We start from the raw sequence: 12386 nt of genomic DNA on the forward strand, positions 1-12386 counted from the left end.
GGATCGGTTCACGATCGGCGCCGTCTCGGGCGACCGTACTCCTGTCCGCGAGCGGTCAGGACAGCCGGCGTCCGGCTCAGGCCGTCGGCCCGTTGCCGAACACGTACCCGACGCCGAGTCCGAACACGAAGTCGAGGACCGACACCAGGATCATCACCACGACGACGAAGACCAGGACGACGCCCGTGTAGCTGAAGAGCTCCTTGCGGGTCGGCGTGACCACCTTGCGGAGCTCGCCGAGGACCTGACGGATGAAGAGCACGATGGCAGCGAACGGACCACGGCGCTCGGCCCGGTCCTGCTTCGCCTTGGCGACGACGTCATCCGCCGTCGTCTCCATGTCTTTGCTCGCCAACTTCTACCCTTCCAGATGTGCAGGGCGGACAGGACTCGAACCTGCAACCTGCGGTTTTGGAGACCGCTGCTCTACCAATTGAGCCACCGCCCTTCGGACACGGTTCGTCACCGATCCGTGTTCCGGTGGTCGAGTGTACGGGAGTCCGTCACACGGTGTCCACTTGACGGATGCTCCGGCGTGCCGCGCCGGTAGGCTGGGCCCCGTGAGCACCGAAGCCCCAGGCCCCGAGTCCACCGCCCACCCCGCTGCCGCGACCACCGATCGGCCGCGCATCGCGTCCCGCATCGCCGCGATCGCCGAGTCCGCGACGCTCAAGGTCGATGCGAAGGCCAAGGCGCTCAAGGCCGCCGGCCGCCCGGTCATCTCGTTCGCCGCCGGCGAGCCGGACTTCGCCACGCCGCAGCACGTCGTCGACGCCGCCGTGCAGGCAGCGCAGGACCCGAAGAACCACCGGTACACGCCCGCGACCGGCCTGCCCGAGCTCAAGCAGGCGATCGCCGAGAAGACCGCCCGCGAGTCCGGCATCACCGTCGACCCCGCCCGGGTGATCGTCACGAACGGCGGCAAGCAGGCCGTCTACCAGGCGTTCCAGACGATCGTGGACGACGGCGACGAGGTCCTCCTGCCGGCGCCGTACTGGACCACCTACCCCGAGGCCATCCGGCTCGCCGGGGGCGTCCCCGTCGAGGTCTTCGCCGGCAGCGACCAGGACTACCTCGTCACGGTCGACCAGCTCGAGGCAGCCCGCACCCCGAAGACCAAGGCGCTGCTGTTCTGCTCGCCGTCGAACCCGACCGGCTCGGTCTACACCGCCGAGCAGACGAAGGCCATCGGCGAGTGGGCGCTCGAGCACGGCATCTGGGTCATCAGCGACGAGATCTACCAGGACCTCGTGTACGACGGTGTGCGGTTCACCGGCATCCTCGAGGCGGTCCCGGCCCTCGCCGACACGACGATCCTCGTCAACGGCGTCGCGAAGACGTACGCGATGACCGGGTGGCGTGTCGGGTGGTTCATCGGCCCGTCCGACGCAGTCAAGGCGGCGTCGAACCTGCAGTCGCACCTGTCGAGCAACGTGTCGAACGTGTCGCAGCGCGCCGCGATCGCCGCGCTGACCGGCCCGCAGGAACCCGTCACGGCCATGCGCGAGGCCTTCGACCGCCGTCGTCAGGCGATCGTCGCGGGTCTGAACGCGATCCCGGGCTTCGTCACGCCGACCCCGCACGGCGCCTTCTACGTCTACCCCGACGTCACGGCGCTCCTCGGCCGCGAGTGGGCCGGCTCGACTCCGACCACGACGCTCGAACTCGCCGACCTCATCCTCGAGCACGCCGAGGTTGCGGTCGTCCCCGGTGAGGCGTTCGGCCCCTCCGGCTACCTCCGCCTGTCGTACGCGCTCGGTGACGACGACATCGCCGAGGGCGTCGCGCGGCTCGCGAAGTTCTTCGCGTAGTCACCCGTTGATGCAGAACGGCCCACCTCGTCGAGGTGGGCCGTTCCGCGTCGCGGGCCAGGAGGCGCGGCTCGGCTCAGGCGAGCAGGTCGCCCACCACGACGGGTTCCGGCACGAGCGAGACACCGAAGCGGTTCAGGACGGTCACCTGGACGTAGCGGGCGAGTTCGGCCACCTGGGCGGCGGTCGCTCCCCCGCGGTTCGTCAGCGCGAGCGTATGCTTCGACGAGATCGCGGCGCGGGACCCGGGGACGGCGTACCCGCGGTGGACGCCGGCGTGCTCGATGAGCCACGCGGCGCTGAGCTTCACGTCGTCGCCCGCCGGCCAGCGCGGCGCCTCGGCAGGCAGGGTCTCGGCGAAGGCGGCGGACACGATCGGGTTCGTGAAGAACGACCCCGCGCTCCACGTGTCGTGGTCGTCCCCGTCGAGGACCATGCCCTTGGACCCCCGGAGCCGCAGGACCTCGGACCGCACCGTCGCCGGCTCGACGAACGCCCCGAGCTCGACGCCGAGCGACCCGGCGAGCTGGGCGTAGCGGACCGGGATCCCGACGCCGCTGACGGTACCGAGCCGGAACTCGACCGTCAGCACGGCACCGCGCCGTCCGTGCTTGAGGGTCGAGGTGCGGTAGCCGAGCGCCAGCTCGGCCGCTGGTACCCACGCGCGCTCCCCCGTCGACGCGTCGAGGAACTCGATCCGGGTGAGCGCGTCGGACAGCTCGACCCCGTAGGCGCCGATGTTCTGCACGGGGGCGGCGCCGACGGTGCCCGGGATGCCGCTCAGCGCCTCCAGGCCCGTCCAACCGTTCTCGACCGTCGTGGCGACGAACGCGTCCCACGGCTCGCCGGCCGCGACGCGGACGGTGACGCCGTCGTCGTCCGCGTCGTGCTCGATGCCCGTCGTGCGCACGAGCACGACGGTGCCGTCGAAGCCGTCGTCGGCGACGAGCAGGTTGCTGCCGCCGCCGAGGACCAGCCACTCGTCGTCGTCCCACGCCGCCGTGACGTGCGCGACGAGCTCGTCGGTGGTCGACGCCGTGAGCAGCCGCGCCGCGGGACCACCGACGCGCAGCGTCGTGAGGTCGGCGAGCACCGACTCCGTCACGGTCAGCGGAACGCCACCGTGACCTGCGCCTTGCCGAGCACGGTCTGCCCGGCGGCGGTCACGGTGAGGTCGATGCGCTGCGGACGGCCGTCGTCGTCGACGGTGCCGACCTTGGCGACGACGCCGACGGTGGCGCCCTGCTCCGGGTCGACGACCACGGGGCGGGTGAACCGGACGCCGTAGCGGACCACCCAGCCGCGGTCGCCGAGCCACTCGGAGACCGGCTGCACGGCCAGTCCCATCGTGAGCATGCCGTGCGCCAGGACACCGGGCAGGCCGACGGAGGCGGCGACGTCGTCGCGGTAGTGGATCGGGTTGAAGTCGCCGGACGCGCCGGCGTAGCGGACGAGCGAGTCGCGGGTGATGTGGACCTCGCGCTCGGCGACGACGGTGCCGACCTCGAGCGCGGTCACGGGTGCGGTGGTCATGCGTCGTCTCCTCGGACCACGAGGGTGGAGGTCGCCGTGACGACGTGCTCCCCTGCGGCGTCGTTCATCGTGCTCTCGGCGGTGACCATGGCGTTGCCGCCGAGGGTCTTCACGCTCGTCACCGTCAGGGTCGCGGTGAGCTCGTCCCCGGCGACGATCGGTCGCTCGTAGGCGAAGGCCTGCTCGCCGTGGACCACGCGGGAGAAGTCGATGCCGGCGTCGGGCTCGGCGAGGAGCTGGGCGAGCGTGGCCTCCTGCACGACGACCGCGAAGGTCGGCGGGGCGACGATGTCGTCGTACCCGGCGGCGCGGGCGGCCTCGGGCTCGTGGTGGATCGGGTTCGTCGCGAACACGGCGCGGGAGAACTCGCGCACCTTCTCGCGACCGACCAGGTAGGGCTGGGCCGGCGGGAACGTCCTGCCGACGAGCTCGGGGTTCACAGACACGTCCGGCAGTCTAGCGACGCCCGCTCGGGGGGCCTGTGTTCATGAGTATGCATCGGCTATGCTGACCCGACACGGTTCGGGGGAACCGACACCGATCTCCGGGGATGGGGAGGAACGATGGACCATACGACCGAGTTCGCCGTGCACACGGGCGACCGCTGCACCGCTATGGAGGCAGCCGGCGCCGCACTGCAGCAGGCGGGGCACCACGTCGAGTCGACGGGCGGGACGCTCACTGCGACGACGGGCAACCGGGTGCTCACGATCCTGCTCGGGGCGCTCGTGCACCCGTCGCGGGAGTTCCGGCGGTACGAGCTCTCGACGACCGTCACGGGGACGTCGACCACGATCACGTTGCGGCACTCCGGGCACGGCACCGCGGTGTCGGGCGGGGAGATCGGTGCGAAGCGGCGGCACGATGCCTGGCGCAGCACGGCCGCGGTGATCGAGCGGGCGCTCCGGCAGGCGGGCGTGCTCAGCGCGCGGTAGCGCGGCGCGGGCGGCGCCGAGCGCGCCGCGCGGGCGCGGGCGCGGGCCGCGCAGGCGCGTCGCCGGGCGCCGCACAACGCAAATCGCGGCGAACCGCGTCTTCGCACGGTGCGGCGTGGCTTGCGTTGTGCGCAGGCGCCCGGCGCTGCCGGCGCCCGGCTGCGCCGCGGCCGCGGACGGGGACGAACCACGGGAACGACACGGAACCAGGTCGTGGGGCCGGTTCGACGTCGGGAACGTGGTTCGACGCCGCGCGCCCGATACGGCAGCGCCGCGGCGCACTCCCGCCAAGAGCGGCCGCAGCCGGGGACGAACCACGGGAACGACACGGAACCAGGCCGTGGGGCCGGTTCGACGTCGGGAACGTGGTTCGACGCCGCCCGCGGACCGCGACGGCGCGCGGTCGCCCCCCGCCGGCACGCGTGCGGCACAACGCAAGGCACGGCGAACCGCGCACTCCCCCGGTTCGGGGCGACTTGCGTTGTGCGCGGGCACCCGACGCCGCGCGCGGGGCGGGCAGCGCCGCAGCGCTGCCCGCCAAGAGCGGGCGCCGGGACGAACCACGGGAACGACACGGAACCAGGTCGCGGGCCCGGTTCGACGTCGGGAACGTGGTTCGACGCTGCGCCGCCGCGACGCGCACCGACGCCGAGGCCGCGCGACGCACACGCGAGACGCGCACGCGCGCGCGGCACCGCCCGAGAACGACGAAAGCCCGGCGAACGGATCGCCGGGCTTGCGGTAGCGAGGGCGGGACTTGAACCCGCGACCCCACGATTATGAGTCGTGTGCTCTAACCAACTGAGCTACCCCGCCAAGGATCCGGCACGACTACCGCACCGGGTCGGAGCCCCGAGTCAGGATTGAACTGACGACCCCTTCCTTACCATGGAAGTGCTCTACCACTGAGCTATCGGGGCATGTGCCGCTCGGCGGCACCACACGAGGATAGCAGACCCGCGACGGTGGTCAGGAACCGGCCGTGACGCCCGGGCGTGCCGCGTGGAACCGCTAGTTCGCGTTGGCCTCGAGCCACGCCAGCGGGTCCACCGGGACGCCGTCGACGTGCACCTCGAGGTGCAGGTGCGGACCGGTCGAGTTGCCGGTGCTGCCGACCAGACCGAGCTCGTCGCCGACCTCGACCTGCTGGCCCTTGACGACCTTGAAGGAGTTGTCCTCCATGTGGCCGTAGACGCTGACGAACTGCTTGCCGTCGACGTCGTGCTCGACCCAGACGTCGTTGCCGAAGCCGCCGTCGTTGGCCTGCACCTTGAGGACGGTGCCGGCGGCGATGACCCGGATCGGCGTGCCTTCACCCGGAGCGAAGTCGACACCCATGTGGTTCGTCGAGCAGAAGGAGCACCCCTCGACCTGGCGTCCGCCGAACCCGGAGGTGATCGGCACACCGGTCAGGAACGGCCACTGGATCGTGCCGTTCGGGTCGTTCGTGAAGCTCGAGGAGTCCACGTTCTTGTACTGCGTCGCCGAGGACACCGAGTACTGGTCGCGGTTCGTCTCGGCGTCGGTCGCACCGGCACCGACGCTGAGGGACTGCGTGTCACCCGAGGCCGTCGCCCGCGCCGACGTCGAGCCGGGCTCGGGGGTGTAGAGCGCCTGTGCGGGCAGCGAGGTCGACACGACGAGCCCCGCGACGAACAGCAGCGCGCCGACGGCCGTCACCCGCGAGGCCGCCCGACGGAACGACGCACCCTGCGATCCCCGCGCGGCACGCGGCGCGACCCCGGCAACTGGAGTCGCTGCCGCGGGAGCCGTGCGAGCGATGTGGCGCGTGGCCCGGTCGGCCTGCACGGGGGCGGTGGCGGCACGCCCGGTCCGACGGGACGCCGGCACCTGCCCGAGGACACGGCGCGCGGACGGCGCGGCGGACGTGGGTGCCGCGACCGCAGGGGCAGCAGCCACGACCGGCGACGAGGGCGCCGGCGGCGTCACGGGCGATGCGGTCGCCGCGGGCATCGCGGGCGAGGCCGGCGCGAGGTCGACGGGCGACACGGGTGCGGCCGGGGTCGCGGGTGCCCCCGGGCTCACCAGGTCGTCGAAGGTCGCGTCACCGAGGGCGGCCCGGGAGGCGCGGCTCGGCTCCGCCACGGCCGTCGCGTGCTCGACGCGCTCCGGTGCTCCCCCGGAGGACGCCGTCGCCGCCGCGCGTTCCGCCTCGATGCGGGCCCGTCGGGTCAGGTGGACGACCGGTGCGGGAGCGTCCGCGGAACCGTCGGTGTGCACGGGCGTGAGGGGAGCGTGGGGCATGTGTTCGGCGTGGATCCTGATCGGGGCGAGACGCGCTCGTTGGTAACGAGCAGATAACGGGACCCGAGCACGCTAGCAGGAGCGTCCGGGAGACGCCAGTCCTCGGGATGTCCTCACCCGGCGAGCACGGACTCCTCGAGGCGCCGCAGCAGACCCTCGAGCTCGTCCGCGACCGCGGGTGCGGCGAAGAGGAACGACCGCGTGCCGCCGGCCTCCCAGATCCGGGTCTCGGCGCCGGCCTCACGGGCGACGATCGACCCGGCGGCCATGTCCCACGGGTTGATCCCGCGCTCGTAGTAGGCGTCCACGGTGCCGACGCCCACCGCGCAGCAGTCCAGCGAGGCCGCTCCCCCACGGCGGATGTCGCGGACCTCGCCGATCAGTCCGGCGAGCACCGCGACCTGCTGCCGTCGGCGCTCGGCGGTGTACCCGAAGCCGGTGGCGACGAGCGTCTCGGCGAGCGAGGCCGGCGTCCCGACGCGCAGCGGCGCCCCGTCGCGCGTGGCACCCTCGCCGGCAGCCGCGCGGAACACGACGCCGGTCGCGGGCTGGACGACCACGCCGGCGATCGGCTCCCACGAGGTCGGGTCGGCCGGGCCGCGCACCACGCCGATGCTCACGCCGTACTCGGCGCTGCCGTAGAGGTAGTTGACCGTACCGTCGATCGGGTCGACCACCCACGTGATGCCCGAGGTCCCGGCGCCGGTGCCGGACTCCTCGCCGAAGAACGCGTCGTCCGGCCGGGCCTCGGCGATCCGGGCCCGGACGAGTGCCTCGACCTCACGGTCGGCAGCCGTGACCACGTCGACGATGCTCGACTTCCGGTCGGCGACCTCGACCCCCTCGCCCCGTCGGCGGGCGGCGAGCGCTGCTGCCTCACGGGCGATGGACTCGGCGAGGTCGGCGAACTGGACGGGGGTGAGGTCGGAGGGCATGTGTCCATCCTCGCGGAAACGGAACGGCCCCGTCCGATGAGGACGGGGCCGTTCCGATGGTGGCAAGTGAGGGATTCGAACCCCCGAAGGCTACGCCGGCTGATTTACAGTCAGATCCCTTTGGCCGCTTGGGTAACTTGCCATGTGCGCACCCGGCCCGTGTAGTCACCAACCGAAGGCGCGCATGAAAGCATAGCCGATCCGAGACGGTGCTCGTGACCACCGTGGGCCGATCCACGGGTGCCGAACCGCGCCTCCCGTCCGCCGTTAGGCTGTCCCGCATGGCAGACAGTTCCTTCGACGTGGTCAGCAAGGTCGACAAGATGGAGGCGGAGAACGCCCTCAACCAGGCCGCCAAGGAGATCGAGCAGCGGTACGACTTCAAGGGCGCCGACGCATCGATCGCGTTCAGCGGTGAGGACGTCCTCATCAAGGCGAACTCGGAAGAGCGCGCGAAGGCCGTCCTCGACGTCCTGCAGAGCAAGGCGATCAAGCGGAACATCAGCCTCAAGAGCCTCGACGCGGGCGACCCGTACCCGTCGGGCAAGGAGTACCGCATCGAGGTGAAGTTCAAGAACGGCATCGAGCAGGACGTGGCGAAGAAGATCGGCGCGTTCCTCCGGGCCAACGCCCCGAAGACCGTGAAGAACCAGATCCAGGGCGACGAACTGCGCGTCTCCTCGAAGAGCCGCGACGACCTGCAGAACACGATCCAGCTCCTCAAGGGTGAAGAGTTCGACGTGCCGCTGCAGTTCATCAACTTCCGCTGACGCGCCGCCCGCCGCTGTGGAGCACTGGCTCACCGTCGCCATCACGGTCTTCCTGGTCCTGCTGGACCTGGCGATCCGCGTCTTCTCGATCATCTACGTCCCGATCAACCGGAAGCCGCAGACCGCGACGGCCTGGCTGCTGGCGATCTTCCTCATCCCCTACATCGGGTTCATCGTCTTCCTCGTCATCGGGTCGACGAAGCTCCCGCACGCCCGGCGTGAGAAGCAGACCGAGATCAACGCGTACATCCTCGAGCAGACCGAGGGGATCGAGCGCGTCCGTCGCGACCACCCGTGGCCGGCGTGGCTGGACAGCATCACCCGCCTGAACCGCGAACTCGGCGCCATGCCCCTGGTGGGCGGCAACTCCGCGGAGCTCTACCCCGACTACGACGAGTCGATCGCCGAGATGACCCGCGCGATCGACGGCTCGCGGCGGTTCGTGCACGTCGAGTTCTACATCGCGACCCTCGACGACACCACGCGCCCGTTCTTCGAGGCGCTCGCCCGCGCCCAGGCCCGCGGCGTCACCGTCCGGGTCCTGCTCGACCACTGGGCGAGCCGCGGCTACCCGGGCTACAAGGACACCCTCGCGTTCATGGACCGCGCGGGCATCGAGTGGCACCTCATGCTCCCGCTGCTGCCGCTGCAGGGGAAGTTCCAGCGCCCGGACCTCCGCAACCACCGCAAGATCGTGGTCATCGACGGGTCGATCGCGTTCACCGGGTCGCAGAACCTCATCGACAAGTCCTACGACCTGAAGTCCCACATCGACAAGGGCATGCAGTACAAGGACCTCTTCGCGCGGTTCGAAGGGCCCGTCGTCGCCGGGCTCAACGCCCTGTTCGTCACCGACTGGTACAGCGAGACCGACGAGCTGCTGCTCCGCGAGAGCGACCCCGTCCAGCGGGCCGACCGTGGTGACGCACTGGACTGCCAGGTCGTCCCGTCCGGCCCCGGGTTCGACGGCGAGAACAACCTGCGCCTCTTCAACGCCCTGCTCTACTCGGCCCAGCAGAAGGTGTCGATCACCTCGCCGTACTTCGTCCCCGACGACTCCATGCTCTACGCCATCACCACGACGGCGCAGCGCGGGGTCGAGGTCGAGCTGTTCGTCGGCGAGATGGGCGACCACGCGATGACGTGGCACGCGCAGCGCTCCTACTACGAGGGGCTGCTCCGGGCCGGCGTGAAGATCTGGCTGTACCGGGCGCCGACGATCCTGCACGCGAAGCACTTCACGATCGACGACGACGTGGCGGTGATCGGGTCGAGCAACATGGACATGCGTTCGTTCAGCCTCAACCTCGAGGTCTCCGTGATGGTCCGCGGCAGCCGCTTCGTCGATGCGCTGCGCGAGGTCCAGGACGCCTACAAGGAGCACAGCTTCGAGTTGACGCTCGACGCGTGGGTGGAGCGGCCGCGTCGGTCGCAGGTGCTCGACAACGTCGCGCGGCTCACGGCGGCGCTGCAGTAGCGGCCGGCCCAGGAGGCGCGGGGCGCGACCGGCGGGCAGGTGCGGGCGGCGGGTGGTCGCCCGGGCGCGGGTGCGCGGCGGCGGGGGCGGTCAGCGCAGGTCCGGCACCAGGCGGGTGAGCCGGGCGGTCACGCGCTCGAGCGGTCCCCGCCCGAGGAACCGCCTCCAGAGCATCGCGAACACGATCGACCCCAGCGCGAACCAGCCCCACGCCGCCACCGAGTCCGGGTACGTCGGCAGTGCCGCGAGCACGACGAGGTGCCCCGCGTAGACCGTGAGCGGCATCGACCCCACGGCGGCCAACGGGTACCCGATGCGTCGGACGACCTCGCCCCGTCCGTCGAACACCAGCGTGCAGAGCGCGATGACGGCGACGGCCACCCCCGCGGTCCCCACGACGTCGACGATCGACGAGGAGTGGTCCCGCGGCGACAGGAACAGCTGCGCCGTGGCCTCGGCGGCGGTGCTCCCCTCGCCCGCGTACGGCACGCCGGGGAACGCGAACCCGGCGTCGGCGGGCACCGGCGCGACCACGTTGCCGACGATGTAGGCGAGGGCGGCGACCACCGCGCCGGACGCGAGGAGGACCACCTGGGTGCGCCGTCCCTCCAGGCCGACACGGGCGACCGCGAGACCGACCAGCACGTACGCCAGGAAGGTGACCACGGGGTAGACGAGGCCGAGCTGGACCTCCCACATGCCGGCGTCCGCGTACAGCGGGACGATGCCGAGGGCGACGACGGGCGACAGCACGGCGCACACCGCAGCGAGGACCAGCAGCCAGCGCGCACGGACCCGGAGCACCGGGATCGCCAGCAGGAACAGCACGCCGTAGGTGGGGAGGATGACGTAGACCGGGGTCTGCAGCGCCATGAGCAGCAGGCCGACCGCGACGACGACGAGCGCGCGGATCACGAGCCGGCCACGGACCCGACCGATCCGCGGCGGGCCGGGCGGCGACGTCCGACCGCTCGTCAGACCGATCGAGACGCCGGCGAGCACCGCGAAGAGCGACGACGACCGGCCGTGGGCGACGGCGGCCCAGGTGCCGGGGTCGGACCAGTCCACCTGGTCGGCGATGCCCCCGACGTGGGTCGCCATCATGCCGAGCAGCGCCAGCGCACGGGCGACGTCGACGCCCTCGAGCCGGACCCCGGAGACGGACACGCCCCGCAGCGCGGTTGGCGGTGCGGGGCGTGCGGTCGTCATGGCGTTCGCAGGCTGCCGGTCAGCTCGTCGCCGAGCCCGTGCGGGCGTCGACGCGGCCGAGGGACACGTCGACCATGTCCTCGCGCGGGACGACCTTGATGCGCTCGCGGCCCTCGGCCTCGCCGAGGGCGAGCTCGTGGGTGTCGAGGTTGTGCCAGCCGTCGAGGTCGGTGTACTCGACACCGCGCTCGGCGAGCAGGGCCGGGATCGCGCCCTCGGACGGGTCGGCCGGGGTCCACCAGCTCGCCTGGTCGTTCACGATGTGCTGGACGGTCTCCATCGCGTCGGACTTGGTGTGGCCGATGAGCCCGACGGGGCCGCGCTTGATCCAGCCGGTCGCGTAGACGCCCGGGATCTGCTGGTTGTCGTCGTCGAGGACCTGGCCCTCGTGGTTCGGGATGACGCCGTGGCGCTCGTCGAACGGGACGCCGGGCAACGGCGAGCCGAAGTACCCGACTGCGCGGTAGGCGGCCTGGATCGGGATCTCGCGGATCTCGCCCGTGCCCTCGACGCCGCCCTGGCCGTTCGGCCGCGTGCGCTCGTACCGGATGGCGGCGAGCTTGCCGTCCTCGCCGACGAACTCGAGGGGCTTCGCGTAGAAGTGCAGGTGCAGTCGGCGGCTCGCCTGGCCGGTCTCACGGGTGCGCCACTGCTCGAGGACCCGGTTCATCACCATGACCTGCTTGTTCGTGGCGATGGCGGTCTTCGAGGCCTCGTCGTGGTCGAAGTCCTCGTCGTAGACGATCATGTCGACGTCGCGGAGCTCGCCGAGCTCGCGGAGCTCGAGCGGGGTGAACTTCACCTGCGCCGGGCCGCGGCGGCCGAACACGTGCACGTCGGTGACCGGGGACGCCTTGAGTCCCTCGTACACGTTCGCGGGGATCTCGGTCGGCAGCAGGTCGTCGGCGTGCTTCGCGAGGATGCGCGAGACGTCGAGGGCGACGTTGCCGTTGCCGATCACCGCGACGCTCTCGGCCTCGAGCGGCCACGTGCGCGGGACGTCGGGGTGGCCGTCGAACCAGCTGACGAACTCGGCGGCGCCGTACGACCCCTCGAGCTCGACACCGGGGACGTCGAGGTCGGCGTCCTTGATCGCACCCGTCGAGAACACGACCGCGTGGTAGTGCTGCCGGAGGTCGTCGAGGGTGATGTCCTCGCCGAAGCGGACGTTGCCGAACAGCCGCACGACACCGCGGTCGAGCACGTCGCGCAGCGCGTTGACGATGCCCTTGATGCGCGGGTGGTCCGGGGCGACGCCGTAGCGGACCAGGCCGTAGGGGGCGGGCAGCTGCTCGAACAGGTCGATCGACACGTCGTGGCCGTGGGCCTCGCGCAGCAGGATGTCGGCGGCGTAGATGCCGGCGGGGCCTGCGCCGACGATGGCGACTCGGAGGGTGGGCACTGATCGTCTCCAGTTCGTTCGGGTGGGGTGCTCCCGAGGGGGTTCGAGG

General features: G+C 71.5%; 12 protein-coding genes and 4 tRNA genes. 4 read left to right on the forward strand and 12 right to left on the reverse strand.

All coding sequences use genetic code 11. From position 1 onward, the window contains the following. Positions 1-76 precede the first annotated feature (76 nt). Positions 77-340 carry a preprotein translocase subunit SecE gene (gene secE, locus JSX79_RS15955; protein ID WP_229087120.1) on the reverse strand — a complete coding sequence of 88 codons (264 nt, stop codon included), beginning with the start codon at positions 338-340 and terminating at the stop codon, positions 77-79. Between the two features lie 35 nt (positions 341-375). Then, positions 376-448 (reverse strand) — tRNA-Trp (locus JSX79_RS15960). A 181-nt stretch (positions 449-629) separates the two neighbouring features. Between JSX79_RS15960 and JSX79_RS15965 the strand changes: the two genes are divergently transcribed. Continuing rightward, positions 630-1811: a pyridoxal phosphate-dependent aminotransferase gene (locus JSX79_RS15965; RefSeq protein ID WP_071296736.1), complete on the forward strand. Its 1182-nt coding sequence runs from the start codon at positions 630-632 to the stop codon at positions 1809-1811. A 76-nt stretch (positions 1812-1887) separates the two neighbouring features. On the opposite strand, the gene JSX79_RS15970 is transcribed toward JSX79_RS15965, so the two are convergent. Genes JSX79_RS15970 through JSX79_RS15980 form a run of 3 tightly spaced genes read right to left on the reverse strand, consistent with a single transcriptional unit; the run spans position 1888 to position 3790 of the window. Next, positions 1888-2916 (reverse strand): UDP-N-acetylmuramate dehydrogenase, encoded by a 1029-nt coding sequence (locus JSX79_RS15970; protein WP_229087109.1) that lies wholly within the window; start codon positions 2914-2916, stop codon positions 1888-1890. A gap of 2 nt (positions 2917-2918) precedes the next feature. Next, positions 2919-3344 carry a MaoC/PaaZ C-terminal domain-containing protein gene (locus tag JSX79_RS15975; RefSeq protein WP_071296734.1) on the reverse strand — a complete coding sequence of 142 codons (426 nt, stop codon included), beginning with the start codon at positions 3342-3344 and terminating at the stop codon, positions 2919-2921. After that, complete coding sequence (locus JSX79_RS15980) at positions 3341-3790, reverse strand: MaoC family dehydratase N-terminal domain-containing protein (RefSeq protein WP_229087110.1); 450 nt, start codon at positions 3788-3790, stop codon at positions 3341-3343. Before JSX79_RS15980 ends, JSX79_RS15975 begins: the two co-directional genes overlap by 4 nt. Positions 3791-3907: 117 nt before the next feature. Between JSX79_RS15980 and JSX79_RS15985 the strand changes: the two genes are divergently transcribed. After that, entirely contained in the window at positions 3908-4279 is a 372-nt protein-coding gene (locus JSX79_RS15985) for a hypothetical protein (protein ID WP_071296713.1), read from the forward strand. A 742-nt stretch (positions 4280-5021) separates the two neighbouring features. Here the strand turns inward: JSX79_RS15985 and JSX79_RS15990 are convergent. The 5 genes from JSX79_RS15990 to JSX79_RS16010 all read right to left on the reverse strand — a co-directional run bounded on the left by JSX79_RS15990 (position 5022) and on the right by JSX79_RS16010 (position 7621). After that, positions 5022-5095, reverse strand: a tRNA-Met gene (locus tag JSX79_RS15990). Positions 5096-5127: 32 nt separating this feature from the next. Beyond that, positions 5128-5199: transfer RNA gene (locus tag JSX79_RS15995), tRNA-Thr, on the reverse strand. A 91-nt stretch (positions 5200-5290) separates the two neighbouring features. Continuing rightward, on the reverse strand, positions 5291-6544 hold the full coding sequence (locus tag JSX79_RS16000; RefSeq protein ID WP_229087113.1) for a M23 family metallopeptidase: 1254 nt from the start codon (positions 6542-6544) through the stop codon (positions 5291-5293). A 113-nt stretch (positions 6545-6657) separates the two neighbouring features. Next, positions 6658-7479 (reverse strand): inositol monophosphatase family protein, encoded by an 822-nt coding sequence (locus JSX79_RS16005; RefSeq protein WP_229087114.1) that lies wholly within the window; start codon positions 7477-7479, stop codon positions 6658-6660. A 57-nt stretch (positions 7480-7536) separates the two neighbouring features. Then, a tRNA-Tyr gene (locus JSX79_RS16010) sits at positions 7537-7621 on the reverse strand. Positions 7622-7760: 139 nt separating this feature from the next. Between JSX79_RS16010 and JSX79_RS16015 the strand changes: the two genes are divergently transcribed. Beyond that, positions 7761-8249 carry a YajQ family cyclic di-GMP-binding protein gene (locus JSX79_RS16015; RefSeq protein ID WP_069712130.1) on the forward strand — a complete coding sequence of 163 codons (489 nt, stop codon included), beginning with the start codon at positions 7761-7763 and terminating at the stop codon, positions 8247-8249. A 16-nt stretch (positions 8250-8265) separates the two neighbouring features. After that, positions 8266-9726 (forward strand): cardiolipin synthase, encoded by a 1461-nt coding sequence (gene cls, locus JSX79_RS16020; RefSeq protein WP_070418368.1) that lies wholly within the window; start codon positions 8266-8268, stop codon positions 9724-9726. Positions 9727-9816: 90 nt separating this feature from the next. Here cls and JSX79_RS16025 read toward each other — a convergent pair whose 3' ends face one another. Continuing rightward, complete coding sequence (locus JSX79_RS16025) at positions 9817-10935, reverse strand: heparan-alpha-glucosaminide N-acetyltransferase domain-containing protein (protein ID WP_229087115.1); 1119 nt, start codon at positions 10933-10935, stop codon at positions 9817-9819. A gap of 19 nt (positions 10936-10954) precedes the next feature. Continuing rightward, positions 10955-12337, reverse strand: a complete 1383-nt coding sequence (locus tag JSX79_RS16030; RefSeq protein ID WP_229087116.1) for an FAD-dependent oxidoreductase — start codon at positions 12335-12337, stop codon at positions 10955-10957. Positions 12338-12386 lie beyond the last annotated feature (49 nt).

Source organism: Curtobacterium sp. GD1 (assembly GCF_020882855.1).
GTDB lineage: Bacteria > Actinomycetota > Actinomycetes > Actinomycetales > Microbacteriaceae > Curtobacterium.